Raw genomic sequence first — 24,350 nt, forward strand, 5'->3', positions numbered from 1 at the left:
GTGGGTGACGGGGCCGTCCTCGTCGGAGGCGTACCGCGAGCCGACGGCTGCGCGGTCCTCACTGCGGCAGGGGGTGCCGTGGGGGGAAGTGTGGGACATGCGGAATGTCGGGAGTTTGGGAGCGCTCCCAATCACGGTCGGAGAGACGGGGCTCCAGCAGCGCCGGAGCCCCGTCGTTGTGTCAGCTGGTGGGGAAGTTGTCCGCCGTGCTGATCCGGCTCTTGATCAGCGCGCCCGACTCGGTCAGCACGCCGCTGCTGCTGTAGTCGGTGCCGTTGCAGGTGCCCGGCTTGAACGCCGCGCTGCCCTCATTGGCGTCCGAGTACGTCCAGTTCGCGTAGCCGATCTTCAGCTGGTCGAGCAGGTCGAGCCACGCGGTGCTGCTCGCGCGGTCCACCGCGCCGCCACCGGTGTAGCTCACCGTGCCGAACTCGGTGACGAACAGCGGCAGCTTCGACGCCGCCCGGCTCACCGCGGCACGGTAGTTGTCCTGGTGGCTCGCGGCGTAGAAGTGGAACGCGTACATGATGTTGGTCGCGTTCACCGGGTTGTTGATGACCTCGCTCTCGTTGGAGCCGTCGGAGACGCCCAGCGAGGACCAGCCGCGGGTGCCGACGATGATCACGGCGTCCGGGTCGGCGGCGCGGATGACCGGGATGACCTGCTCGGCGTAGTTCTTGATGGCCGTCCAGCTCACGCCGTTGGGCTCGTTGGCGATCTCGTAGATGACGTTCTTCTTGTTGGCGTTGCGGGCGGCGACGGACGCGAAGAAGGTCTTCGCGCGGTCGAGGTTGTAGTTCGGGTCGCCCGGCGTCAGCGTGTGGAAGTCGATCATCGCGTACATGCCGCGGGCCTCGGCCATGTCGACCAGGCTGTTCACCCGGGCGGTGAAGCCGGCCGGGTCGGTCTCGTAGCCCTGCTCCTGCACGTACATGGCGATGCGGAACAGGTCCGACTTCCAGTCCTTCGCCAACGCGTCCAGGGACGCGTTGTTGTAGCACTTGCTGAACCACTGGATGCCGTGCGTGCTCATGCCGCGCAGCTGGATGGGCTTGCCGTACTGGTTGCAGAGGTTGACCCCGCAGACCTTCAGCTGCCCGTTGATGCCCACCGGGGTGCCGGTCGTGGGCGGGTCGGTCGGCGGGTCCGTGGGCGGGTCGGTGACCGAGCCCGTGCAGGTCACGCCGTTGAGCGTGAAGGACGTGGGCTTCGGGTTGGCGCCCGTGAACGACCCCACGAAGCCCAGGTCGGCCGACGCCCCGGTGGCGAGCGTGCGGTTCCAGTCGACGTTGGCGGCACTGACCGTGGCCCCGGACTGGGACCAGGTGGCGTTCCAGCCCTGGACCATCTTCTGCCCGGATTCAGGCATGGTGAACTTCAGCGTCCATCCGGAGACGGGGTCGCCCAGGTTGGTGACCTTCACCCCGGCCTGGAAACCGCCCTGCCACTGGCTGGTGACGGTGTAGTCGACCCGGCATCCGGCGGCGGCCGACGCCTCGGTGCTGGCGACGGTCATGAGGCCGAGACCTGTCGCGCCGGTCGCCAGCAAAGCCAAAAAGCGTTTCAAAGCGTTCCTCCTCGTGCGAAGCGGAAACACGCGATGGGAGCGCTCCCAAGGCCCATCGGTCCGAGACCGTACACCGGTGTGCGGAGGCGCGTATAGGCATTCGACGGACGCATTCGATGGACGAGGGCATGACAGCCCGGACGGCGGCCGGGAGGCCGGACTGCAACGGCGTCCCGTACGCCCCTGTCGAGGACACCTCGCCCCGTCGCACGGGAAAAGCCTTGTCCCCGGCCCGTGTTGGGCCGGGGACAAGGCTCTTTCTCGCCAATCGGGGTGGGGCAGGGCGTGCCGCCTCGGCCCGGTCCGGAGCGGTCGGAGGCATCCCGCCTCGGCCCGGTCCGGAGCCGTCCGGGGCGCCCGCCTCAGCCCGGTCCGGGTGAGCGGTCGCGGGCCTCGTCCGCGAGGTTGCGGCCGGAGTCGCGAGCCTGGTCGGTGACCTGGCCGGCCCGGTCGCGCGCCTCGTCCTGCGTGGTCCGGGCGGCCTGCTGAGCGGTGTCCTTCACCTCGGCGGCCGCGCTCTGGGCGGCCTCCTTGGCGCCCTCCTTCAGGTGCTGCGCGGACTCGGCGGCGGCCTGCTTCACCGGCTCAAGCGCCTCTCCGCCGCGCTCCATCAGCTGGGACGCCTTCTCCTGCTCGACCTTGGAGGCGGGCAGGAGGGACGAGACCAGCAGGCCGGTGCCGAAGGCGACCAGACCGGCGGCCAGCGGGTTGCCCTGGGTCTGCCGGCGTGCCATCTCGGGCGCCTGCTGCACGGCCTGCCCCGCCTGGCCGACGGCCTCACGGGTCGAGTCGGCCACCTGCCCGGCGGTCTCGCGCGCCGAGTCGGCCGCGCGTCCGGTGCCTTCCTGCACCGAGTCGGACGCCGAGCGAGCGGTTTCGGCCATGCCGTGCGCGGTGTGCGAGGTCGTGCCCATCACGCGCTCCCGCAGGCCCGACACCGCGCCGCGCACCCGCGCCTTGCGACGGTGGACCATGCGGCGGGGGCTGGTCCGGTCGGCGAGCCGGTCCACGTCCTCGGACAGCCGGTGCCGCGTGGCCTCTATCTCGGCCCTCATTTGGTCGGGTGACGTGCCCATTCCGCGTTCTCCTTCATGGTCTCGACGGTTCGCTCGGGCTTCGGGGAGACGCTGCGCATCCGGGTGCGGCCCTGCGTGTACAGCACGGCGGCGGCGATGCCCCACAGCGCGGCGACGATCAGGGCGGCCCACGCCTCGTCCATCACGTTGGCCAGGCCGAACATCAGCGCCAGGGACAGGAACAGGAGCACCAGATAGCCGGCGAATCCCGCGCCGCCCAGCATTCCGGCGGCCTTGCCCGCCCGGGATCCCTCCTCCTTGATCTCGGCCTTGGCCAGGGCGACCTCCTGGCGGAAGAGGTCCTGGAGGTCCGAGGTCACCGTGGAGAGCAGCTCGCCGACGGACCTTTCCTGCTCCACCTGCTGCGGTTCGACCGGCCGGGACGCCGCCGGCCCGGGTGACGTCGACGTCCTGGGTGTCATCGTCGCCATCTCACGCCTCCGGGAACGGGCGGCCCACGGTTCCGGCCGGCGGGGTGCCGACGGTGGGCGGCGCGGCGGGCGGCGGGGCCGGCGGCGTCAGCGCGCCCTCGCCCGGCGCCGGGGCGACGGGAACCTGCTGCCGTCCTTGGCCGGATCCGTTCCCTCCTGATCCATTCCCCTGGGATGCGGTCTTCGCGGCCTTGGTCAGTCGGCCGACGGCCATTCCGGCCACCAGCGCGCCGCCGAGGAAGGCGCCGGGACGGCGTCGGGCGAAGCCCTGAAGGTCGGAGAGGAGTCCCTCCACGCCCTTGCTCTCCAGGTAGTCGGCCGCGCGCTGTCCCCGGTCGCCCGCCTGGGCCGCGAGGCTGCGGGCGGGCGAGTCCTTCTCGGCGTGCGCGGCCAGGTCGGAGAGGTCCCCGGCCCACTGGCGCAGCGCGTCGGCCGCGCGCTTGGCCTGTCCTTCCGCCTCGTCCTTCACTCGGCCGCGCAGGTCCTCGACGACCGTGCCGGTCTGCTTCCGCGCCTCGCCGACCACGGTCCGCGCCTGGTCCGCAGCGGTTCCGGCGACCTGGGTCGCCGCCTGCCTGGCCTGGCCGGCCGTCGCGGAGGTCTCTGCCTTGACCTTCTCTCCGGTGCTCCCGGATGGGGTGTGTACGGACTCACTCATCGGCGACTTCCCTCCATCGGATGTCCTGCGAACGGCCCCGCCCCCGCACGTACGGGAGTCGTACGCCGGGGCGGCACACAGCCGTCCGTCTCACCCCGAGTCGCCCCTTATGAGGTTTTGACACACTCCGCGGGCCGCACATGTTCGGGCCGGGCACGGGGTCGCACCACCGTCGCGCAATCGCACCGTCGCGCAGGAGGCGAAAGCCATCCCCGTCGACACCGCACGTCCCACCCCGCCCCCGACGCCGTACACCCCCCTCGGCGCCGTACGTCTCACCCCCGCGCCGTCTCCGCCTCCACCTCCGCCGCCACGCCACCCGGCTTCCGCCCCGCCACCACCCGCTCCTGCCCCGCCGTAGCGGCCGATCGGCGTCCGTCCACCGCCCACGCCACTCCCGCAACCGCCAGGCCCAGCGCCGCCAGGCCCGCGCCCGCCGTCGCCGGTGACGTCGGGCCGTGACCCGCGGCGAGGGTGACGCCGCCGATCCAGGCCCCGCCGGCGTTGGCGAGGTTGAAGGCGGCCTGGTTGGCGGAGGAGGCCAGGGACGGGGCCGCGGCGGCCTTCTCCATCACCATCAGCTGGAGGGGAGAGCCGGTGACGAAGGCGGCCACACCGAGGAGAGTGACCGCGAGGGCGGCGCTCCACTGGGCCGACATCAGCACCGGGAACAGGACCAGTACGGCCATCAGCGAGACGAGGCCGCCGAAGAGGGTGCCGCGCAGGGAGCGGTCGGTGAGCCTGCCGCCCAGCAGGTTGCCGATCGTCGCGCCGACGCCGAACAGCGCGAGCAGCAGGGTCACGCTGCTCTCGGCGTACCCGGCGGAGTCGGTGAGCATCGGCGTGATGTAGCTGTACGCCGAGAACAGCGCGCCGAAGCCGGCGATCGTCGTGCCGAGCGCCAGCCACATCGGCAGGGACTTCAGGGTGGCCAGTTCACCGCGCAGGCCGACCGTCGCGGCGTCGGGGCGGTCGTGCGGGATCAGGGCGGCGAGCGACGCGATCGCCGCGAGGCCGATGACGCCGACGGCGAGGAAGGTCGCCCGCCAGCCGAAGTGCTGGCCCATGAGCGTGGCGGCGGGCACGCCCGCGATGTTGGCGACGGTGAGCCCGAGGAACATCAGGGAGACGGAGCGGGCCCTGCGCTCGGGCGCGACCATGCTCGCGGCCACGACGGCGCCCACGCCGAAGAAGGCGCCGTGCGGCAGGCCGCTGAGGAGCCGGGCCGCCAGCAGCCAGTGGTGGTCCGGCGCGAGGGCCGACAGGCAGTTTCCGGCCACGAACAGGACCATCAGGCCGATCAGGACGGTGCGCCGCGACAACCGGGCGGTGGCCGCGGCCAGCAGCGGGGCGCCGATGACGACGCCGAGCGCGTAGGCGGAGACGAGGTGGCCGGCGGACGGGACGGAGACGCCGAGGTCGTCCGCGACGTCGGGGAGCAGCCCCATCATGACGAACTCGGTGGTGCCGATGCCGAAGGCGCCTACGGCCAGGGCGAGCAGGGCCAGGGGCATGAGGGGGCCTTTCGAGACGTGGAGCGGTTCCGCCCAGCATATGTTCACCGACGGAACAAAGCCCCCACCTCCCGTATTCCGACAGGTGAAGAAATGCCGTGCAGCTCGAGAATCCCCGCAGCTCCGTGCGGATTCCCACGACACCCTGCAGCTGCCTGGCCCCGTTCGGATCCCTCGGCCCCTGCGGCTCAGTGATCCCCTCGGGTCAGGAACCGTCGCCCAGATCCACCCGCGCCGCCACCGGCAGGTGGTCGCTCGGGGTCTGCGGCAGCGTCCAGGAGCTGAGCGGCTCGACGTCGCGGACCATGATCTGGTCGATGCGGGCCATCGGGAACGACGCCGGCCAGCTGAAGCCGAAGCCGCTTCCCGCCGCGCCCTGCGTGGAACGCATCTGGGCGGTCACGGCGTTGAGCGCGCGGTCGTTCATGGTGCCGTTGAGGTCGCCGAGCAGCACGACCCGGTCGATCCGCTCGTCGGCGATGGCCTCGCCGAGCGCGTCGGCGCTGGTGTCGCGTTGCCGGGCGGTGAAGCCGGCCTTCAGCTTCACCCGGACCGACGGCAGATGGGCGACGTAGACGGCGATCCGGCCCTGCGGCGTGGTGACCGTGGCCCGCATGGCGCGGGTCCAGCCGAGCTTGATGTCGACGGACCGCACGTCGCTGACCGGGTACTTGCTCCACAGCCCGACCGTCCCCTGCACCGCGTGGTACCGGTACGCCGGCTTCAGCGCCTGCTCGTACACCGGCACCGCCCCGGCGGTCAGCTCCTCCAGCGCCAGCACGTCCGCGCCGGAGGCGGCCACGTCGCGGGCGGTGCCGGACGGGTCGGGGTTGTCGGCGTTGACGTTGTGCGTGACGACGGTGAGGTCGCCGCCGGTGGCCGCCTTGTCGGTGAGCAGCCCGCCGAAGAGGTTCAGCCACACCACGGCCGGGATCAGGACCGCGACGAGGGCGGTGGCGGATCGGCGCACCAGGGCGAGCAGGAGCAGCAGCGGGACGAACAGGCCGAGCCAGGGCAGGAAGGTCTCGGTGAGGCTGCCGAGGTTGCCGAACCGGTTCGGGATGTGCGCGTGGACCAGCATCACCAGGGCCAGCAGCACCGCGACCGCGGCCAGGATCAGACCGCGCCGCCAGATCCGCGGGTCGCCGCGCCAGGCGTCGCTCACGCGCCCGACGAGGCGGGCCGCCCGCTGCCGAAGCCCGGAATCACGCCGCTCGTGCTCCGAGCCGCCGTTGTCCGTCTCCGTCACGTACGCCTGTTGCGCCATACCGTCGCCTCGCTACCTGCCGTGCATACCGTCGTCCCCCCGTGCCTGGGTACGACCCTAGGGGATGATCGGTTCCGTTCCTGCCGTCCGGGGACGGCCGTACGGGCACGAGGACGAACTCGGCCACGCCCGCAGTTCCTGCTCCCGGCGGCGGCCACGGTGTCTGTGACGAAAGACGCACACTCCGCCCGCACTCCGCCTGCACACTCCGCCCGCATCCTCCGTCCGCGCTCATCGCGCCGATCCCTCCGGCCGGCTGACGGGGCGTAGGCCGGCGAGGAGGGTGTCGACCAGCTGCTCGGCGAGGTCCTCGGGGAGGTCGGCGTCGGGGCGCAGCAGGGTGCGCACCAGCATGGGGCCCATGACCATGTCGTGGATCAGCTCCGGGTCGACGTCGGCGCGCAGTTCGCCGTTCTCCTGGCCGCGTCGCAGCACCTCCAGGCAGCGTCGGCGGCGCGGGGCGATGACGGTGCCGTGGTAGGCGGCCCATATCTTCGGGCTGCTCTTCATCTGTGCGTGGACGTTGTGCAGGATCGTGGAGGAGCGGTTGGCCAGGCCGCGGCGGCGCTGGGTGTCGAGCAGGACGACGAGGTCGTCGCGCAGGGAGGTGCCGGGGAGCTGCGGGTCGGGGGGTTCGGCGGTGCGGACGACGTCGACGAAGAGTTCCTCCTTGCCTCTCCAGCGGCGGTAGATGGCGGCCTTGCCGACGCCGGCGGTACGGGCGATGCGCTCGATGGAGAGTTCGGCGAGCGGGACGCCCTCTTCCAGGAGTCTCATCGTGCCCTCCACGATGGCCCGTTCGACGGCCTCGCTGCGAGGGCGGCCACGGGTGGGAGCGGCGGCTTCCGGCCCGGGTCCCGTCTCGGCGAGGCGGCTCACGGCGACCTCCTCCTTCTTCTCCCGCGCTGTGGCTCGGTTTTCGGTGTTGCCGGTGCGGTGGGCGGCGTTACCGATGGGCTTTCCGGTGTGACCATGGGCTTTTCGGTGTGACCGATGGGTTTCCGGTGTACCGATGGCTTCGGGTGTCACTGATGTGCTTGTCGGTGATTTTCGCAGGCGCCGGGCCGGCGCGGGCGCTTCCCGTCACTTTTCCGGGGCCGTCGCCGTGGCGTCCGCCAACTCCCCCTCCGGTCGCGACTGTCCGGCCGTCCGGCGGCCCGGCAGGAAGAGGGCCACGACGACCGATCCGGCCAGCGCGACGCCCGCCCCGCACAGGGCCGTGAGGTGCATGGCGTGCAGGAAGGCGTCGTGGGCGGGGGCGACGAGGGCGCGGCCCTCGGGGCCGAGCCGCGCGGCGGCGGCGAGGGTGGCCTCGATGGACTCGCCCGCGGAGTGGCGCAGTCCGGCCGGCACGGGGCCGAGGTCGTCCTCGACGGCGGTGCGGTAGGCGGCGGAGAGGACCGAGCCGAGGACCGCGATGCCGAGCGCGCCGCCGACCTGGCGGAAGGTGTTGCTGAGGGCGGAGGCGGAGCCGGCCTTCTCGCGGGGCAGGGACTGCATGATGACGACGCTGGTGGGGGTCATGATGTGCGCCATGCCGGCGCCCATCAGGAAGAAGATCAGTTCCAGGATCCACAGCGGGGTGTCCGCGTCGAGCGTGGCGAACGCGGCCAGTGCCGCGGCGACGGTCAGCATGCCGGCGGTGGTGGTGGCCCGGTTGCCGAAGCGGTCGACCACGAGCCGGGCGCGCGGGGCGAAGATCAACTGGGCGACGGCCAGCGGCAGCAGGAGCAGGCCCGTCTTCAAAGGGGAGAAGCCGCGCACGCTCTGGGTGTAGAAGACGGCGAAGAACGTCACGCCCATGAGGGCGAAGAAGACCAGGGCGATGGCGCAGACGGCGGCGGAGAACACCTTGTCGCGGAAGTGGGTGACGTCCAGGGACGGATGGTCGCTGCGCTTCTCGAACAGGACGAAGGCCGTGAGGACGGCGAGCCCGGCGCCGATCGTGCCGAGCACCGTCGGGTCGCCGAAGTCGGCGAGCCGGCCGCCCTCGATCACCCCGTAGACGAGCAGGACGAGCCCGGCGACGGAGAGCAGCACGCCGACGGGGTCGACGCGGCCGGGATTCGGGTCGCGGGAGTCGGGAACCAGCCACACCATCAGCGCGACGGCGATGACCACGATCGGCACGTTGACGAGGAAGACCGAGCCCCACCAGAAGTGGTCCAGCAGTACGCCGCCGGTGATCGGGCCGATGGCGATGGCGAGGCCGACGCCGCCGGCCCAGATGCCGATGGCCTTGGGCTGCTCGTCGCGTTCGAAGACGTGCATCAGCACGGCGAGGGTGGCCGGCATCACGAACGCCGCGCCGAGACCCATCACCGCGCGGAAGGCGATCAGCTCGCCCGGCGAGCCGGAGAAGGCAGCGAGCGCGGAGCCGGCGCCGAACACGACGAGCCCGCCGAGCAGCACCTTCTTGCGGCCGAGCCGGTCGCCGAGGAGGCCGGCGCTGAACAGCAGGCCGGCGAAGACCAGGGTGTACGAGTTGATCGCCCACTCCAGCTCGCCCTGGGTGGCGCCGATGCCGGTGGGGGCCGGGGTGGCGATCGTCTTGACGGCGACGTTCAGGATCGAGTTGTCGAGCACCACGATCAGCAGGCTCAGCATGAGCACGCCGAGGATGGCCCAGCGGCGGCGGTGCACCGATTCGGGCATGCGACGAGCGGCGGTGGCCGGTGGTGTGGTCATGTCCGCCAGCGTAGAAGAATTACGATACGAGACGGAACCGTATCGGAACTCCCTTGCTGGCTTCTTACCGTCCGGCGGCTCCTCCGGAAACTGCCCGACGGCTCCCCGGGAAACTGCCGACGGCCCTTGGGGACACCGGCCGACGGCCACTGCGGACACCGACCGACCGGCCCCGCGGGCACTGTCCGAATGGCCCCCCTGGCCCTCCCTGGCACGAGGTGCCACCATGGAAGGGATCCGGGGACGCCGTCAGGGCGCCTCGAGATGACGTTAGGAGCCGTTGCAATGACGCAGCTTTCGGCTGCCCAGACCGGGCGAACGGGTCCCTCCGACGGCAGCAGGGCGCTGTACGGAGGCAAGAGCACCCGGCGTGTCACGGTCCGCGACATCGCCGCCGCCAAGGAGCGCGGCGAGAAGTGGCCCATGCTCACCGCCTACGACGCCATGACCGCGTCCGTGTTCGACGAGGCCGGCATTCCGGTGCTGCTCGTCGGCGACTCGGCGGGCAACTGCCACCTCGGGTACGAGACGACCGTGCCCGTCACCCTCGACGAGATGACCCTCCTGTCCGCGGCGGTCGTCCGCGGCACCCGGCGCGCCCTCATCGTCGGCGACCTGCCGTTCGGTTCCTACCAGGAAGGGCCGGTGCAGGCGCTGCGCTCGGCGACCCGGCTGGTGAAGGAGGCGGGCGTGCAGGCCGTCAAGCTGGAGGGCGGCGAGCGCTCGCACGAGCAGATCCGGCTGCTGGTGGAGTCCGGCATCCCGGTGATGGCGCACATCGGCCTGACCCCGCAGTCCGTCAACGCCATGGGCTACCGCGTCCAGGGCCGCGGCGAGGAGGCGGCCCAGCAGCTGCTGCGCGACGCCAAGGCCGTGCAGGACGCGGGCGCGTTCGCGGTGGTGCTGGAGCTGGTGCCGGCGGAGCTCGCGGCCGAGGTGACCCGCACCCTGCACATCCCGACCGTCGGCATCGGCGCGGGCCCGGAGACGGACGCGCAGGTGCTGGTGTGGACCGACATGCTCGGGCTGACCGGTGGCCGGGTGCCGAAGTTCGTGAAGCAGTACGCCGATCTGCGCCGGGTCATGGGCGACGCGGTGCAGGCGTTCGCCGAGGACGTCGTCGGCGGAACGTTCCCGCTGGAGGAGCACTCCGTCCACTGAGCCGTCCCGGCTTCCCGGCCGTCCCGAGCCGCCGCGAGCCGCATCGCGCGCTCGCGCCAGAGCCACTGTGGATACGACACCGGTCCCGCCGATCATCCCCCGTCGGCGGGGCCGGTGTTCTTCGCGGGGCGCACCCGTGTGGGCCCGTCGGGGCCCTGTCGGCGTTCATGGGGCTGTCGGCGCCCTGTCGGCGGTTTGTCGGTGGGGGCTGGCACAGTGCCCCTCATGACACGCATCGACAAGGAAACCAGCGGCACGGCGGTCACCGTGCGGGGGCTGGTCAAGCACTACGGCGAGACCAAGGCGCTGGACGGGGTCGACCTGGATGTGCGCGAGGGCACCGTGATGGGGGTGCTCGGGCCGAACGGCGCGGGGAAGACGACCCTGGTCCGGATTCTGTCCACCCTGCTCGCCCCCGACGCCGGCCACGCGGTCGTCGCCGGGTACGACGTCGTACGGCAGCCCCGGCAGCTGCGCCGGGTGATCGGGCTGACCGGGCAGTACGCCTCCGTCGACGAGAAGCTTCCGGGCTGGGAGAACCTGTACATGATCGGGCGGCTGCTCGACCTGTCCCGCAAGGAGGCGCGGGCGCGGGCGGACGAGCTGCTGGAGCGGTTCTCGCTGACCGATGCGGCCAGGCGGCCCGCGTCCACCTACTCCGGCGGCATGCGGCGGCGGCTCGACCTGGCCGCGTCGATGACCGGCCGGCCCAAGGTGCTCTACCTGGACGAGCCCACCACCGGACTGGACCCGCGGACCCGCAACGAGGTCTGGGAGGAGGTCCAGCGGATGGTCGGCGACGGGGTGACCGTGCTGCTGACCACGCAGTACATGGAGGAGGCCGAGCAGCTGGCGTCCGAGCTGACCGTGGTCGACCGCGGCAAGGTCGTCGCGGGCGGCCGGATCGAGGAGCTGAAGGCCAAGGTGGGCGGGCGCACCCTGCGGGTGAAGCCGGCCGACCCGGCGCAGCTGAGGCCGCTGGCCCGGGCACTGGACGAGCTGGGCATCACCGGGATCGCCACGACGACCGTGGACACCGAGGGCGGGGCCGTGCTGGTGCCGATCCTCAGTGACGAGCAGCTCACCGCGGTGGTGGGCGCGGCGGCGGCGCAGGACGTCACGCTGGCCTCGGTCACCACCGAACTGCCCAGCCTGGACGAGGTGTTCCTGTCCCTCACCGGCCACCGGGCCAGCGGCCCGCAGCACGACCCCGGCGCCGGCGCCGGGTCCGACACCGCTTCCGACACCGGCTCCGACACCCGCGAGGAGGTCGCCGTATGAGCGCCGCCGCCGTCCCCTCCCCCGGCGTCGAGGCCGACGCCCGTATCCCGCTGAGCGGTCATCTGCGCCACACCGGCGCGCTGATCCGCCGCAACCTGCTGTGGATCCGCCAGGACCCGCAGTCGATGTTCGACGCCGTGCTGTTCCCGGTCGTCTTCACGCTGCTGTTCGTGTACGTCTTCGGCGGCTCGATCGGGCAGGCGCTCGGCGGCGGGCAGGAGGCGTACGTGCAGTACGTCGTGCCGGGTCTGCTGGCGATGATGGGCATGACGATGGCCCAGGGCGTGGGCACCGGGTTCAACCAGGACTTCAACTCCGGCGTCATGGACCGGTTCCGGTCGCTGCCGATAGGCCGCGGCTCGGTGCTGTTCGCCAAGATAGTGGTGGAGCTGGCGCGGATGATGGTCGCCACCGCGATCCTGCTGATCGTGGGCGTGCTGGTCGGCTTCGAGGTCACGAACTGGCTCGGACTGCTGGCCGCGGTGGCGCTGTCGGCCGTGTTCGGCTCGGCGCTGATGTGGGTGTTCCTCACCCTCGGCGTGGTCATGAAGGACGCCCAGTCCGTGCAGGGGATGGCCTTCCTGGTGCTGATGCCGCTCCAGTTCGGCTCGTCCATCTTCGCCCCGACCGGCTCGATGCCGGGCTGGCTCCAGGGCTTCACCGAGTACAACCCGCTGTCCGCCCTGGCCGACGCGGCGCGCGGCCTGATGACGGACAGCGGGCCGGTGGCGGACGACGTCTGGCTCACCCTGGGCTGGTCGGCACTGCTGACGGCGGTGATGGCGCCGATCGCGATCCACAAGTTCCGCACGAAGACCTGACGCGGACCGGGGCGGCGGCGCAAGACGCGCCCCGCCCCGTCGGTCGCAGCCGGGCGCCGCACAGCACGCCCGGCACGGCCCGACGCAGCACGCCCGGCAGGGCCCGACGCAGCACGCCCGGCAGGGCGCGGCCCGGCACGGCACGGCCCGGCACGGCACGGCCCAAACGCGGCCCGGCACGGCACGGTCCAGCGCGGCACGGTCCAGCGCGGCACAGCCCAGCGCGGCACAGCCCGACCCGGCCCGACCCAGCCCGACCCGGCACAGCCCGACCCGGCACAAGCGCGGCCCGGCCCGGCCCGGCGCGACACAGCCCAGCGCGGCACGGCACGGCACGGTCCGGCACGGCACGGCGCGGCCCCCGGCGGTCGGTGCACGCCGACCGCCGTTCCGCAGCCGCCCCGCACCCGCCGTCGTCCAGCGAAGCCCGCCCGCTTCGGCTCGGCGGCCTCGCGCGGGCCGAAGCCGCAGGCTTCCCACCGTCGGCACGTCAGCCCCGTCGGCACGTCAGCCCCGTCGGCACCGTCAGCCATCGGCACCGTCAGCCCCGTCGGCACCGTCGCCCCGTCGGCACCGTCAGCCCCATCGGCACCGTCGCCCCGTCGTCGGCCTCGGCGGGCCGTACCGTCAGCGACGGGCGACGGGCGGGCTCACCCCGGCAGCGGGGCGCCGGGGGCGCCGGCCACGACCGCACCGCGCCACCGATCGCCGGCGCCCGCCGCCGCACCCACCGCACACTCACCGCCCCGCACCCACCGCCCCCCTCGCCGCCCCGCACCCGCCGCTCACACCAGAGCCGCCGCCTCCCGGAAGGTCAGCCCGGCCCCTTCCCGGTACGCCGCCTCGAAGGCGGGCGCGTCCAAAGACGCGCGGACCGTCGCCGTCACCTGCGCCCGGCACTCGCGCTCCACCCCGGCGGGACGGTGCCCCGGTGGCAGCAGGGCCTCGGACGCGCCCAGCAGACGGGCGGCGTCGCGTGGGGCGGTGCCGCCGGCGGCCAGGGCGTGGGCGGCGACGGACAGGAACGAGGAGCGCAGCGTCGGCGCCATGGCCAGCGACATCGGGTCCTCGGACCGCTCCAGGCCCAGCCGGACCTTGCCGAGGGCCTCGGCGTGCCGGCCGTCGACGGTGTCCAGCCAGGCCTCCTGGGCGAGGATGAAGGCGTCGAAGACGACGAAGTGCGCGATGGTGAACTCCTCGCGCAGCCGCCGCATCTGCTCGCGCGCCTCGGCGATGCGGCCGGTGACGCCGAGCCAGCCGGCGAGGAAGACCCGGGCGGCCGGCATCGCCTCGTTGAGGTGCCCGTGCTCCTCCTGCCCGTCGATCACCCCGCGCAGGACGCGCTCCCCGCGCTCGGACTCGGCGGGGTCCCCGGACTCCAGCAGCGCCTTGCCGAGCCGGGCCGCGAGGACCGCGAGCTGGGCGCGCGCCCCGAGCCGCTCGGCGTACTCCATGGCCTCCTCGTAGTCGGCGGCCGCATGCAGGAAGTGTCCCTCCTGCTCACGGGCCTCGCCGCGCGCCATCAGGGCCTCGGCGACGCCCCAGGAGTCGCCGAGCCGCCGGTAGATCTCCAGCGACTCGTCGGCGTCGCGGGCCGCGTCGGCCGCCCAGTCGGGCCGGCCGGCGACGAGGTTGACCCGCATCTGGAGGCTGCCGGCCAGCTCCCACTCGTAGCCGGGGGTGCGCCGGCAGGTGTCGACGGCCGCGTCCAGCACCGCCCGGACGCGGTCCATGTCGCCGGTCAGCATCACGGCGTAGAACCACAGCATGCCGGGGCTGCGGCAGGTCTGCGGCAGTCCGGGCTCGTAGACCTCGGTGACGTTGCGGAGTTTGCGCTGGGCCTGCGGGGTCTGCCAGGCGTCCAGTTCGGTGTCCATGCAGGCCAGATGCATCAGGTGGACGCCGCGCCGGGCCTCGGCGAGGATCTCGCCGGTCATCGGCGGCGGGGCGTCGGTGCAGCGCTGCCACACCGGGGCGGCCCTACGGACCGGGTCGGCGAACGGGTCGGGGCCGAGCGCCATCACCTCGCGGCACCAGGTGCGGCACTCGATGCGCAGGTCGCGCACCCGCCAGTACCAGTTCAGCGACAGCACCAGGCACAGCGCCTCCTGCTCGTCGCGGGCGGCGAGGGCGTGGCGCAGGGCGGTGCGCAGGTTCTCGTACTCGCGTTCCAGGCGTTCCACGGCGGCGAGCTGGCCGGGGCCGCGCAGCGCGGAGTCGGTGGTGCGGGCGAGTTCGCGGTAGTACGTCAGATGCCGGCGCTCGGTCTCCTCGCGCCCGCCGGCTTCGTCGAGCCGTTCGCCCGCGTACTCGGCGACGGTCTCCAGCAGCCGGTAGCGCATCGTGCCGTCGCCCGCCGGAGCGGCCACCACCAGCGACTTGTCGACCAGCGAGCCGAGCGCCTCCAGCGCGGCCGGGCCGCAGACGGCCTCGGCGGCGGCCAGGTCGCAGCCGCCGGCGAACACCGAGAGCCGGCTCAGCACGTCGCGTTCGCCGGCGTCGAGCAGGTCCCAGGACCAGTCGACCACGGCCCGGAGCGTCTGCTGGCGGGGCAGGACGGTGCGGCTGCCCGAGGTGAGCAGCCGGAAGCGGTCGTCCAGCCGGTCGGCGATCTGCCGCGGGGTGAGCATCCGCAGCCGGGCGGCGGCCAGTTCGATGGCCAGCGGCAGGCCGTCCAGGCGGCGGCAGATCTCCGCGCACGCCTCCGGGTCGTCGTCCACCCGGAAGCCCGGCCGGGCCGCGGCCCCGCGGTCGGCGAACAGCCTGAGCGCGTAGGGCTCCTCCAGCGGCTCCACCGGCCGCAGCACCTCCCCCGGCACGCCGAGCGGCTCCCGGCTGGTGGCCAGCACGGTCAACTCGGGGCAGCGGGCGAGGAGTTCCTCCACCAGCCGGGCTGCTGCGGCGACGACGTGCTCGCAGTTGTCGAGGACGATCAGCATCCGGCGGCGGGCGCAGTGCTCCACGAGCCGTTCCACGGGGTCGTCGTGCCGGTCGGCGACGGCGCGCAGTTCCTCGGCGCCGGCGCCGTGCAACACGGTTCCGCGGGCGCCGATGGCGGTGAGCACGGCCTCGGGGACGGTCGCCGGGTCGTCCACCGGGGCGAGTTCGGCCAGCCACACCCCGTCGCGGGCGGCGTCCGTCACGGTCTCGGCGGCCTCCTGCGACAGCCGGGTCTTGCCCGCGCCGCCGGGCCCGAGCAGGGTGACCAGCCGGGCGGCGGCGAGGTCGGCGCGGATGGCGTCGATGTCGGCGACGCGGCCGACGAAGGAGGTGAGCCGGGCCCGCAGGTTCCCCGGCGGCCGGGCGGGCGGCGGCGGTGCGGCGGCGGACACCGACCGCGGGTCCGGACCCGGTGACGGCTCAAGACCCGCCGCCGGTGACGGCTCAAGACCCGGTTCCGGTTCCGGCTCAAGACCCGGCTCCGGCGGTCGCAGCAACTCGGCGTGCAGCGCGCGCAGTTCCGGCCCCGGGTCGGAGCCCAGCCGGTCGGCGAGCAGCCGCCGTACGGCGTCGTAGGCGGCCAGCGCCTCGGCGGTGCGGCCCGCCTCGCGCAGCGCCCTCAGCCGCAGCGCCTGGAGGGGCTCGTCCAGCGGATGCCCGTCGCACAGCGCGGTCAGCTCGGGCAGCGCCTGCTCGGCGTGGCCCAGCGCGAGCGCGGCCGCGAGCCGGGCACGCCGCGCCTCCAGCCGGCGGGCCTCGCAGCGGGCGGCCTCGACGGTGCGGTCGGGCAGGTCGGCGAGGGCGGGCCCGTGCCACAGGGCGAGGGCGTCGTCGAGCAGGACGGCGGCCTTGGCGGGGTCGCCGTCGGCCAGGGCTCGCGCGCCCTCGTCGGCGAGCCGCTCGAAGCGGTGCAGGTCGACGTCGTCGGGGCCGGCGTCGAGCCGGTAGCCGCCCGCCACGGAACGCACGGCGTCCGCGCCCAGCGCCCGGCGCAGCCGCCCCACCAGGGCCTGGAGCGCGCCCGGCGCGTCGGCGGGCGGCTCGTCGCCCCAGACCTCCTCGGTCAGCAGCCCGGCGGGCACGGCACGGCCCGGACGCAGCGCCAGCACGGTGAGCAGGGCGCGCAGCCGTGCCCCGCCGACCGGGACGGGGGAGCCGTCGGGACGGAACGCCTGGGCGGTGCCGAGGATGCGGTAACGCACGGGATTCATTGTCTCCGGGGGTCTGCGAGAGGGCTCTGCGCGGGGTCTGCGAGGGTCCTTCGCGGGGTCTGTGCGGGGGGCTCTACGCGGGTCTTTCGTGTTCGCGGGGGCTTTGCGGGTCTTTCGTGTTCGCGGGGGCTCTGCGGGTCTTCGTGTTCGCGGGGGCTCTGCGGGTCTTCGTGTTCCCGGGGCCGCCCCACGGGTGTTCGGACATGTGTGCCCACCCTCTTAGGAACCGGCGTCCGCCGCGAGACGTTTTCCGCATGCGCCCGGTACGGTCGGGCCGTCCAGCCGCCGCCCACCACCACCCGGAGCGTTCCATGACCACTGCCGGCATCCTCCGCGGCGAACGGCGGGTCAGCCCCGTCTTCCTCGGCATCCTCGCCGTGACGGCCGTCACGGGCTGGGCCACCTGGACCGGGTTCGCCGCGCAGCCGGGCGTCGCGGTGTTCCTGTTCGTGACGGCGGCGTGGATCGTCTCCCTGTGCCTGCACGAGTACGCGCACGCGCGCACCGCGCTGCACGGGGGCGACATCACGGTCGGCGCGAAGGGCTACCTCACGCTCAACCCCCTGAAGTACACGCACGCCCTGCTGAGCATCGTGCTGCCGGTGCTGTTCGTGATCATGGGCGGGATCGGTCTGCCGGGCGGCGCGGTCTTCATCGAGCGGGGCCGGATCCGGGGCCGCTGGAAGCACAGCCTGATCTCGGCGGCCGGTCCGCTGACGAACGTCCTGTTCGCCGTCGTGTGCACGGCCCCGTTCTGGCTGGACGCGCTGGACGGGGTGCCGCGCGACTTCCGGTACGCGCTGGCGTTCCTGGCGCTGCTCCAGGTGACGGCGGCGATCCTGAACTTCCTCCCGGTGCCGGGCCTGGACGGCTACGGGGTGATCGAGCCCTGGCTGTCGTACGGCGTGCGCCGGCAGGTGGAGCCGTTCGCGCCGTTCGGCCTGCTGTTCGTGTTCGCGCTGCTGTGGGTGCCCGCCGTGAACGGCGCGTTCTTCGACATGGTCGACGCCGTGCTGCGGGGCCTCGGCATCACCGACGCCGACACCTACTGCGGCTACGAGCTGTACCGGTTCTGGCAGGGCGCGAACGAGTACTGCGAGACGAGCCCCTGACGTCAGTCGCGGGCGGCCGCGCCGGCCTTGCCGCGCTTGATGTAGTACCAGGTCATGTTGGACGAGAGCCCCGCGATCAGCACCCAGACGATCCCCAGCCAGCTGCCCTGGACGAAGGAGACCACGGCCGCGGCGGTGGCGAGCAGACACACGACGAGGGTGTAGAGGGCGAGGCGGGGCATGTCGGTCGGCTCCTGTCGGGGACACTGCTGGGCTGACGTCCACCAGTGTCCCCCATGCGGTCATACGTCCGTGACGCGGAGGCCCGCATGCGCCTTGTAGCGGCGGTTCACGGAGATCAGGTTGGCGACCAGGGACTCCACCTGGTGGGCGTTGCGCAGCCGCCCGGCGAAGATGCCGCGCATCCCGGGAATGCGGCCGGCGAGGGCCTGCACGATCTCCACGTCGGCGCGCTCCTCACCGAGGACCATCACATCGGTGTCGATCTCGTCGATCTCCGGGTCCTGGAGCAGCACCGCCGACAGGTGGTGGAAGGCGGCGGTGACGCGCGAGCCGGGCAGCAGGGCGGCGGCCTGCTCGGCGGCGCTGCCCTCCTCGGGCTTGAGGGCGTAGGCGCCCTTCTTGTCGAAGCCGAGCGGGTTGACGCAGTCGACGACGAGCTTGCCGGTCAGCTCCTCGCGCAGCGACTCCAGCGTCTTGCCGTGCCCCTCCCACGGGACGGCGACGATCACGATGTCGCTGCGCCGGGCGGTCTCGGCGTTGTCGGCGCCCTCGACGCCGTGCCCGAGTTCGTCGGCGGCGGCCCGCGCACGGTCGGCGGCCCGCGAACCGAGGATCACCTTCTGGCCGGCCTTGGCGAGCCGGTAGGCCAGGCCCTTGCCCTGCGGTCCGGTCCCGCCGAGCACGCCGACGACCAGTCCGGAGACGTCGGGCAGGTCCCAGGGGTCCTTGGCGGGCGCCTTCGCGGGCTTGTGCGCGCCGTCGGTCGCGGTGCCTGTCGCGCTGTCGGTCGCGGTGCCCGCCGTGCTGCCGGTCGCGGTGCCGGGAGAACTGTCGCTAGAGGTCATGGGCCGACTTTACGTCCGGGTACGGGACCCTCGCCGACCGCGCCCCGTCGGGTGAGCCGGCTCACGGGGATCCGCCGGAAGACGATCCGCTCGTACGCGCCGGCGTCGCCGGTCTCGTACAGCAGTCCGACCGTGTCGGCGTCGACGCGGACCAGGTCGGAGTAGGCGGCGGGCCGGTCGTCGACGGTGTGGGCATCGTGCCAGGTGGCGCCGCCGTCGGTGGAGGCGCGGAGGGTCATCCGGGCGCGTCCGGTGGGGTGGGCGGGCCCGGAGAAGAGCAGCACGTCGGGGTCGCCGAGGTGCAGGAGGCTGCCCTGGCAGACGGGTCCGGCGAGGCCGGGCTGCGGGTGGAAGGGGGCGAGCAGGGTGCGGCCGCCGTCGGCGGAGTGGGCGTCGGCGCGGTTGCCGGGGCGGAGGGAGTCGGTGCGGGTGTTGAAGTAGACGCGGCCGTCGGGGAGTTCGGCGGCGGTGGTCTCGTTGCCGTTGACGTGGCCGCTGGTGTCCCGGTCGACGTGGCCGAGGTACCAGCTCTCGCCCCGGTCGTCGCTGAGCAGGCAGTGGGCGTTGTTGTACCGCGGCTCGTCGCCGAGGTCCCCGGCGGCGGGCGGCAGGGTGTGGTTGCCGGGGACGACGACCCGGCCGCCGGTCAGCTGGATGCCGTGCCCGGGGGTGGTGGCGTACCAGCGCCAGCCCGGCTCCTTGACCCGTTCGGTGATCTCGCGCGGCTCCGACCAGGTGTGCCCCTCGTCGTCGCTGTGCTGCACCCACACCCGGCGTCCGTCGGCCTCGCTCACCTCGCCCCGCACGATGAGGTGCTCGGCGGCGCTCGCGGCGGAGCGGACGTGGACGAGCAGGACGCGGCCGGTGTCCAGGACGACCGGGGCGGGGTTGCCGGCGAGGTCGGGGCCGTTCGCGGCGACGACGCTCAGCGGCCCCCAGGTGCGCCCGCCGTCGGTGGACCGCTTCATCACGATGTGGATGCGCCCCCAGTCCCGCGCGGACTCCAGCCGCCCCTCGCAGAAGGCGAGCAGCGCTCCGGACGCGGTCCGCACGACGGCGGGGATGCGGTAACTGGCGTGCCCCTCGCTGCCCGCGGCGAAGGGGACGGCGGGATCGGTCCCGGTGGCAGGGTGGGCCCCGGCGGCGGGATCGGTCCCCGCGGCAGGGTGGGTCCCCGCGGCGGGATCGGTCCCCGCGGCAGGGTGGGCCCCGGCGGCGGGATCGGTCCCCGCAGCAGGGTGGGTCCCCGCGGCAGGGTGGGTCCCCGCGGCGGGATCGGTCCCCGCGGCGGGGTGGGTCCCGGCGGCGGGGTCGGCCTCGGCGGCGGTGCTCATGGCGGCTCCTTACCCGGTCGGGGGAATCCGACGGCGAACTCCTGTCACGAGTGTCCCGTTCACGGCAGGATGCGGCCGTATGGACGCGGTACGGGTCGCCCTGTTGCGCGAGGTCCTCGCCGGGACGGAGTGGCTGGGGGCCACGCGCAGGTTCGCCGGGGCGCTGCGCGGGTCGGTGGTGTCGCACGGCGGCGGGCTCCTGCTGGTCGGCACCCCCGAGTACGAGCCCTGGCATCTGGCGGCCCACCTCACGGACGAGGCCGCCTGGTCGGGGACGCCCGAGCTGTCCCCGACCCTGGTCCGCCACAGTGCGCGTCCCTCGGACCCGGCGCACCTCGCGGTGGGCCTCGGCCGCATCGAGGCGGCCCGGCGCGGCGAGACCCTGCTCGTGGTGTCGCCGGACGACCCGGACGCGGGCCTGCTGGAGCGGGTCCACGACGCCCGCCGGGCCGGCGCCACGATCCTCGCCCTCGGCTCGGCCGGCCGTGACCTCGCCTCGCTGTCCCACGAGGCGCTGGCCGTGCGGGAGGGCGCCGAGCTGGACCTGGACACGGTCCAGCACCTGGTGAGCGCGGCGGCCGGCGAGAACCCCCTGCCGTCCCCGAGACGCCGCCCCACCCTGCGCGACCGCCTGGCCCGCCTGGCCGACCACCTGACGGCCCCGCCACCGGGGCGGTGGTGAGCGGCGGCGGGTGGGTGACCGCGCCGAGCACCACCGGGCGGTGGGCGGGCGACGCCGGTCCGCGCCGCCGGTCCGGCCCGTGGGCCGCCACGGCAGCCCTCGCCCGGAAAACTGGTTGCCCACTGCAGCCGGTGCGCCCCAGCATGAGCCCTCGTGAAGGACGACGACCCCGCCACGCCCTCCGGGCTGCGCGCCCTGCTGCCCGATCTCGCGCCCTGGCGGGTCTCCCGCGACTTCCGCCGGCTGTGGGTGTCGGGGCTGATCACCAACTTCGGCAGCTTTCTGACGTTCGTCGCGCTGCCGGTGCAGATCAAGGAGGAGACGGGGTCCGCCGCGGCGGTGGGCGCGATCGGGGCCGTGGAGCTGGTGCCGCTGGTGGTGTTCGGGCTGTACGGCGGTGCGCTCGCCGACGCCCTGGACAAGCGCCGGCTGATCCTGTGGACGGAGGCCGGCCTCGGCGTGCTGTGCGCGGCGCTGCTGGCCAACGCGCTGCTGCCGGACCCCGCGGTGTGGCCGCTGTACGTGATCGCCGCGCTCAGTTCGGCGCTGGTGTCGATCCAGCGCCCCGCCCTGGACTCGCTGATCCCCCGGATCGTGCCGCACGAGCATCTGCCGGCGGCCACCGCCCTGAACGCCCTGCGCTGGCAGGTCGGCGGCATCGCGGGGCCGGCGCTGGCCGGCGTGGTCGTCGTGTACGCGGGGCTGGGCTGGGCGTACGCGGTGGACCTGGCGACGTTCGCCGTGTCGGTGCTGCTGGTCGCGCGGCTCGGCACCTCCCCCGCCTCTCAGGAGGCGGCCAAGCCGTCGCTGCGGTCGATCGTGGAGGGTGCGGCGTACGCCTGGCGGCGCAAGGAGCTGCTCGGCACGTACGCCATCGACCTGGCCGCGATGTTCCTGGCGATGCCGCTGGCGGTGCTGCCGTTCCTCGCGGACGAGCTGGACGCCGAGTGGTCGCTGGGCCTGATGTACGCGGCGATTCCGGCGGGCTCGCTGGTGGTGGGCCTGACCAGCGGCTGGACGTCGCGGGTGCACCGGCACGGGCGGATGGTCGCCGGGGCGGCGCTGCTGTGGGGGCTCGCGATGGCGGCGGCCGGCGTCGCCGGGAACGTGTGGCTGGTGCTGCTGTTCCTCGCGCTGGGCGGCTGCTGCGACATGGTGAGCGGCATCTTCCGCGGGGCGATGTGGAACCAGACGATCCCGGACGAGCTGCGCGGCCGGCTCGCCGGGATCGAACTGCTGTCGTACTCGGTGGGCCCGCAGCTCGGCCAGGTCCGCGCGGGCGGTGTCGCGGCGCTGGCCGGGGTGCGGGCGTCGGTGTGGTCGGGCGGTCTGCTGTGCGCGGCCGGGGTGGGGCTACTGGCGCTGTGCCTGCCGAAGCTGATGACGTACGACGTGCGCACGAACGAGCACGCCGTCCGGCTGCGCGATCAGCGCTCAGCGGCTGCGGCCGACGCGGCGACGGCCGGCGCCCCGCCCGCGAACGGCTGATCAGCCGTCGCCCGCGTGGCCGGCGCGAGCCGTCGTCTGCGTCACCGTCTCAGTCGTCGTCGGACGCGGCGGGGGCGTCGTGCCAGCGGGGGTCGTTCTCCCACTGGAGGTTGCGTTCGCGGGCGGTGGCCATGGCCCGCTCGGCCTCCGCCCGGCTCGTGTACGGCCCGAAACGGTCCTTGCCCGGACAGTCCGGCCCCTCCTCGACCTTCTGGTGCTCCAGGCAGTAGAACCACTCGCCCGGCTTTCCGACCGTGCGCTTCTTGAACAGGGCCATGACCGGCTCCTTTCGCCAGGGACATGGTCTCGTATGCCCGCTGGTTAGACTCGCTGACATGTCTGGCCAGTCGCTGCTCGTACCAGGGGAGCTGTCTCCCACCCGTTCCGTGCCCGGAAACATCCGGCGCCCCGAGTACGTCGGCAAGCCCGCGCCGACGCCGTACACGGGCCCGGAGGTGCAGACCCCGGAGACGATCGAGGCGATGCGGATCGCCGGCCGGATCGCCGCGCGGGCGATGGCGGAGGCCGCGAAGCTGATCGCGCCGGGCGTGACCACGGACGAACTGGACAGGGTGGCGCACGAGTTCATGTGCGACCACGGCGCCTATCCCTCCACGCTCGGCTACCGCGGTTTCCCCAAGTCGCTGTGCACCTCGGTCAACGAGGTCATCTGCCACGGCATCCCGGACTCCACCGTGCTGCGGGACGGTGACATCGTCAACCTCGACGTGACCGCGTACATCGGCGGAGTGCACGGCGACAACAACGCCACCTACCTGGTCGGTGAGGTGGACGAGGAGAGCCGGCTGCTGGTGGAGCGCACCCGGGAGTCGCTCAACCGCGCGATCAAGGCTGTGAAACCGGGCCGGCAGGTCAACGTCATCGGCCGCGTGATCGAGTCGTACGCCAAGCGGTTCGGCTACGGCGTGGTGCGGGACTTCACGGGGCACGGGATCAACTCGTCGTTCCACTCGGGCCTGATCATCCCGCACTACGACAGCCCGCACGCGACGACGGTGATGCAGCCGGGGATGACGTTCACGATCGAGCCGATGCTGACGCTGGGCACCCACGAGTACGACATGTGGGACGACGGCTGGACGGTCGTGACGAAGGACCGCAGGCGGACCGCGCAGTTCGAGCACACGCTGGTGGTGACGGAGACGGGCGCGGAGATCCTGACGCTGCCGTAACGCTCCTGCCGCCGACCCGTCCGGCCCGCTCCCGCCCCGGGAGCGGGCCGTCGTCCTTGCCCGCCGTCCGCGCACGGCCCCGGGTACGGTTTACCGACAGGACGTCGGAAAGCCGTTGACTTAGGTGAACCTAACCACAGAGACTGGGCGGCATGGACTCCTTCTCGACCGTGATCCGGACCGCGTCCCACGAGCAGCACGTGGAGGCGGAGACCTCGACCTTCATGAGCGACCTGCTCGGCGGCCGGCTGGGCGTGAACGCCTACGCGCGCTACACCGAGCAGCTGTGGTTCGTGTACGCGGCACTGGAGGGCGGCGCCGGGCGCCTGGCGTCCGACCCGGTGGCGGGGCCCTTCATCCGGCCGGAGCTGTTCCGGCTGCGCGCGCTGGAGCGGGACCTGGAGCATCTGCGGGGCCCCGGCTGGCGCTCGACGCTCACCGCGCTGCCGGTGACCCGGGCGTACGCGGAGCGGGTCGAGGAGTGCGTCCGTGCATGGCCGGGCGGCTATGTGGCCCACCACTACACGCGCTACCTCGGCGACCTCTCGGGCGGCCAGATCATCCGCGACCGCGCGGAGCGGACGTGGGGCTTCGCGAAGAAGGGCGACGGCGTCCGGTTCTACGTCTTCGAGGAGATCGCCAACCCCGCCGCCTTCAAGCGCACTTACCGGGAACTGCTGGACGCGCTGCCCGCGGACGAGCTGGAGAGGCAGCGGATCGTGTCCGAGTGCAAGCGGGCTTTCGCCCTGAACACGGCGGTGTTCGGGGCGCTGGGCGAGGAGTTCCCGCTGTCGGCGTGACATCGGCCAGGCGCCGGGTGCGGGCGGTTCTCGGGCTGCTCGCTCAGGAAGAGTCCCTCGTGAGCGGGGCCGCCCGCACGGCCCTCGGTTCCGCCGCG

The 24,350-nt window shown here is 73.3% G+C and carries 21 protein-coding genes; 8 read left to right on the plus strand and 13 right to left on the minus strand.

What is annotated here, in order from left to right; translation table 11 throughout:
* Positions 1–181: 181 nt before the first annotated feature.
* The 8 genes from ABZY13_RS18895 to ABZY13_RS18930 form a co-directional block, all read right to left on the minus strand.
* A complete protein-coding gene (locus tag ABZY13_RS18895; protein WP_356632061.1) occupies positions 182–1,567 on the minus strand; it encodes a cellulase family glycosylhydrolase in 1,386 nt (461 codons plus the stop codon).
* Between the two features lie 362 nt (positions 1,568–1,929).
* Positions 1,930–2,643, minus strand: a complete 714-nt coding sequence (locus tag ABZY13_RS18900) for a DUF3618 domain-containing protein (RefSeq protein ID WP_356632063.1) — start codon at positions 2,641–2,643, stop codon at positions 1,930–1,932.
* Positions 2,619–3,074 (minus strand): phage holin family protein, encoded by a 456-nt coding sequence (locus tag ABZY13_RS18905; protein WP_356632065.1) that lies wholly within the window; start codon positions 3,072–3,074, stop codon positions 2,619–2,621. Before ABZY13_RS18905 ends, ABZY13_RS18900 begins: the two co-directional genes overlap by 25 nt.
* Position 3,075: 1 nt before the next feature.
* Positions 3,076–3,732 carry a hypothetical protein gene (locus ABZY13_RS18910; RefSeq protein WP_356632067.1) on the minus strand — a complete coding sequence of 219 codons (657 nt, stop codon included), beginning with the start codon at positions 3,730–3,732 and terminating at the stop codon, positions 3,076–3,078.
* A 275-nt stretch (positions 3,733–4,007) separates the two neighbouring features.
* Positions 4,008–5,246, minus strand: a complete 1,239-nt coding sequence (locus tag ABZY13_RS18915) for an MFS transporter (protein WP_356632069.1) — start codon at positions 5,244–5,246, stop codon at positions 4,008–4,010.
* Positions 5,247–5,451: 205 nt separating this feature from the next.
* Positions 5,452–6,513 carry an endonuclease/exonuclease/phosphatase family protein gene (locus tag ABZY13_RS18920; protein ID WP_356632071.1) on the minus strand — a complete coding sequence of 354 codons (1,062 nt, stop codon included), beginning with the start codon at positions 6,511–6,513 and terminating at the stop codon, positions 5,452–5,454.
* Positions 6,514–6,744: 231 nt separating this feature from the next.
* On the minus strand, positions 6,745–7,392 hold the full coding sequence (locus ABZY13_RS18925; protein WP_356632073.1) for a TetR/AcrR family transcriptional regulator: 648 nt from the start codon (positions 7,390–7,392) through the stop codon (positions 6,745–6,747).
* Positions 7,393–7,596: 204 nt separating this feature from the next.
* A complete protein-coding gene (locus ABZY13_RS18930; protein WP_356632075.1) occupies positions 7,597–9,201 on the minus strand; it encodes an MFS transporter in 1,605 nt (534 codons plus the stop codon).
* Between the two features lie 285 nt (positions 9,202–9,486).
* Here ABZY13_RS18930 and panB point away from each other — a divergent pair, with 285 nt between their 5' ends.
* The 3 genes from panB (at position 9,487) to ABZY13_RS18945 (ending at position 12,464) form a co-directional block, all read left to right on the plus strand.
* The gene (gene panB / locus ABZY13_RS18935) at positions 9,487–10,362 is read left to right on the plus strand and encodes a 3-methyl-2-oxobutanoate hydroxymethyltransferase (RefSeq protein ID WP_356632077.1); all 876 of its coding nucleotides are present in this window, start codon (positions 9,487–9,489) and stop codon (positions 10,360–10,362) included.
* Positions 10,363–10,587: 225 nt separating this feature from the next.
* Complete coding sequence (locus ABZY13_RS18940) at positions 10,588–11,643, plus strand: ATP-binding cassette domain-containing protein (RefSeq protein ID WP_356632079.1); 1,056 nt, start codon at positions 10,588–10,590, stop codon at positions 11,641–11,643.
* The gene (locus ABZY13_RS18945; protein ID WP_356632081.1) at positions 11,640–12,464 is read left to right on the plus strand and encodes an ABC transporter permease; all 825 of its coding nucleotides are present in this window, start codon (positions 11,640–11,642) and stop codon (positions 12,462–12,464) included. The genes ABZY13_RS18940 and ABZY13_RS18945 overlap by 4 nt, the downstream gene beginning before the upstream one ends.
* Before the next feature lie 785 nt (positions 12,465–13,249).
* Here the strand turns inward: ABZY13_RS18945 and ABZY13_RS18950 are convergent.
* Positions 13,250–16,615, minus strand: a complete 3,366-nt coding sequence (locus ABZY13_RS18950) for a BTAD domain-containing putative transcriptional regulator (protein WP_356632083.1) — start codon at positions 16,613–16,615, stop codon at positions 13,250–13,252.
* Positions 16,616–16,926: 311 nt separating this feature from the next.
* On the opposite strand from ABZY13_RS18950, the gene ABZY13_RS18955 reads away from it, so the two are divergent.
* On the plus strand, positions 16,927–17,727 hold the full coding sequence (locus tag ABZY13_RS18955) for a site-2 protease family protein (RefSeq protein ID WP_356632085.1): 801 nt from the start codon (positions 16,927–16,929) through the stop codon (positions 17,725–17,727).
* Positions 17,728–17,729: 2 nt separating this feature from the next.
* On the opposite strand, the gene ABZY13_RS18960 is transcribed toward ABZY13_RS18955, so the two are convergent.
* From ABZY13_RS18960 to ABZY13_RS18970, 3 genes are read right to left on the minus strand one after another with little or no spacing between them, the layout of a single operon-like run.
* Positions 17,730–17,909, minus strand: coding sequence for a hypothetical protein (locus ABZY13_RS18960; protein WP_356632087.1), 180 nt, complete (start codon positions 17,907–17,909; stop codon positions 17,730–17,732).
* Between the two features lie 60 nt (positions 17,910–17,969).
* Positions 17,970–18,755 carry an NADPH-dependent F420 reductase gene (gene npdG / locus ABZY13_RS18965; RefSeq protein ID WP_356632089.1) on the minus strand — a complete coding sequence of 262 codons (786 nt, stop codon included), beginning with the start codon at positions 18,753–18,755 and terminating at the stop codon, positions 17,970–17,972.
* The gene (locus tag ABZY13_RS18970) at positions 18,752–20,089 is read right to left on the minus strand and encodes an exo-alpha-sialidase (RefSeq protein ID WP_356632091.1); all 1,338 of its coding nucleotides are present in this window, start codon (positions 20,087–20,089) and stop codon (positions 18,752–18,754) included. Before ABZY13_RS18970 ends, npdG begins: the two co-directional genes overlap by 4 nt.
* Before the next feature lie 79 nt (positions 20,090–20,168).
* On the opposite strand from ABZY13_RS18970, the gene ABZY13_RS18975 reads away from it, so the two are divergent.
* Positions 20,169–20,771: a hypothetical protein gene (locus tag ABZY13_RS18975; protein ID WP_356632093.1), complete on the plus strand. Its 603-nt coding sequence runs from the start codon at positions 20,169–20,171 to the stop codon at positions 20,769–20,771.
* Positions 20,772–20,924: 153 nt separating this feature from the next.
* Positions 20,925–22,259 carry an MFS transporter gene (locus ABZY13_RS18980; RefSeq protein WP_356632095.1) on the plus strand — a complete coding sequence of 445 codons (1,335 nt, stop codon included), beginning with the start codon at positions 20,925–20,927 and terminating at the stop codon, positions 22,257–22,259.
* A gap of 49 nt (positions 22,260–22,308) precedes the next feature.
* On the opposite strand, the gene ABZY13_RS18985 is transcribed toward ABZY13_RS18980, so the two are convergent.
* The gene (locus ABZY13_RS18985) at positions 22,309–22,536 is read right to left on the minus strand and encodes a hypothetical protein (protein ID WP_356632097.1); all 228 of its coding nucleotides are present in this window, start codon (positions 22,534–22,536) and stop codon (positions 22,309–22,311) included.
* 58 nt (positions 22,537–22,594) lie between these two features.
* Between ABZY13_RS18985 and map the strand changes: the two genes are divergently transcribed.
* Together map and ABZY13_RS18995 are read left to right on the plus strand one after the other, a co-directional pair.
* Positions 22,595–23,452, plus strand: coding sequence for a type I methionyl aminopeptidase (gene map, locus ABZY13_RS18990; protein ID WP_356632099.1), 858 nt, complete (start codon positions 22,595–22,597; stop codon positions 23,450–23,452).
* A 152-nt stretch (positions 23,453–23,604) separates the two neighbouring features.
* Entirely contained in the window at positions 23,605–24,252 is a 648-nt protein-coding gene (locus tag ABZY13_RS18995) for a biliverdin-producing heme oxygenase (protein ID WP_356632101.1), read from the plus strand.
* Positions 24,253–24,350: the final 98 nt, after the last annotated feature.

It is taken from the genome of Streptomyces sp. NPDC006610 (assembly GCF_040611575.1).
In the GTDB taxonomy this organism is placed as follows: Bacteria; Actinomycetota; Actinomycetes; order Streptomycetales; family Streptomycetaceae; genus Streptomyces.

What these genes read in the sequence shown, in the direction of transcription:
- ABZY13_RS18915 (WP_356632069.1), bottom strand. Translation starts at nt 5,246, where the DNA reads ATGCCCCTGGCCCTGCTCGCCCTGGCCGTAGGCGCCTTCGGCATCGGC.
- ABZY13_RS18960 (WP_356632087.1), bottom strand. Translation starts at nt 17,909, where the DNA reads ATGCCCCGCCTCGCCCTCTACACCCTCGTCGTGTGTCTGCTCGCCACC.
- ABZY13_RS18970 (WP_356632091.1), bottom strand. Translation starts at nt 20,089, where the DNA reads ATGAGCACCGCCGCCGAGGCCGACCCCGCCGCCGGGACCCACCCCGCC.
- ABZY13_RS18910 (WP_356632067.1), bottom strand. Translation starts at nt 3,732, where the DNA reads ATGAGTGAGTCCGTACACACCCCATCCGGGAGCACCGGAGAGAAGGTC.
- panB (WP_356632077.1), top strand. Translation starts at nt 9,487, where the DNA reads ATGACGCAGCTTTCGGCTGCCCAGACCGGGCGAACGGGTCCCTCCGAC.
- ABZY13_RS18955 (WP_356632085.1), top strand. Translation starts at nt 16,927, where the DNA reads ATGACCACTGCCGGCATCCTCCGCGGCGAACGGCGGGTCAGCCCCGTC.
- npdG (WP_356632089.1), bottom strand. Translation starts at nt 18,755, where the DNA reads ATGACCTCTAGCGACAGTTCTCCCGGCACCGCGACCGGCAGCACGGCG.
- ABZY13_RS18905 (WP_356632065.1), bottom strand. Translation starts at nt 3,074, where the DNA reads ATGGCGACGATGACACCCAGGACGTCGACGTCACCCGGGCCGGCGGCG.
- ABZY13_RS18920 (WP_356632071.1), bottom strand. Translation starts at nt 6,513, where the DNA reads ATGGCGCAACAGGCGTACGTGACGGAGACGGACAACGGCGGCTCGGAG.
- ABZY13_RS18985 (WP_356632097.1), bottom strand. Translation starts at nt 22,536, where the DNA reads ATGGCCCTGTTCAAGAAGCGCACGGTCGGAAAGCCGGGCGAGTGGTTC.
- ABZY13_RS18995 (WP_356632101.1), top strand. Translation starts at nt 23,605, where the DNA reads ATGGACTCCTTCTCGACCGTGATCCGGACCGCGTCCCACGAGCAGCAC.
- ABZY13_RS18945 (WP_356632081.1), top strand. Translation starts at nt 11,640, where the DNA reads ATGAGCGCCGCCGCCGTCCCCTCCCCCGGCGTCGAGGCCGACGCCCGT.
- ABZY13_RS18975 (WP_356632093.1), top strand. Translation starts at nt 20,169, where the DNA reads ATGGACGCGGTACGGGTCGCCCTGTTGCGCGAGGTCCTCGCCGGGACG.
- map (WP_356632099.1), top strand. Translation starts at nt 22,595, where the DNA reads ATGTCTGGCCAGTCGCTGCTCGTACCAGGGGAGCTGTCTCCCACCCGT.
- ABZY13_RS18930 (WP_356632075.1), bottom strand. Translation starts at nt 9,201, where the DNA reads ATGACCACACCACCGGCCACCGCCGCTCGTCGCATGCCCGAATCGGTG.
- ABZY13_RS18940 (WP_356632079.1), top strand. Translation starts at nt 10,588, where the DNA reads ATGACACGCATCGACAAGGAAACCAGCGGCACGGCGGTCACCGTGCGG.
- ABZY13_RS18900 (WP_356632063.1), bottom strand. Translation starts at nt 2,643, where the DNA reads ATGGGCACGTCACCCGACCAAATGAGGGCCGAGATAGAGGCCACGCGG.
- ABZY13_RS18950 (WP_356632083.1), bottom strand. Translation starts at nt 16,615, where the DNA reads ATGAATCCCGTGCGTTACCGCATCCTCGGCACCGCCCAGGCGTTCCGT.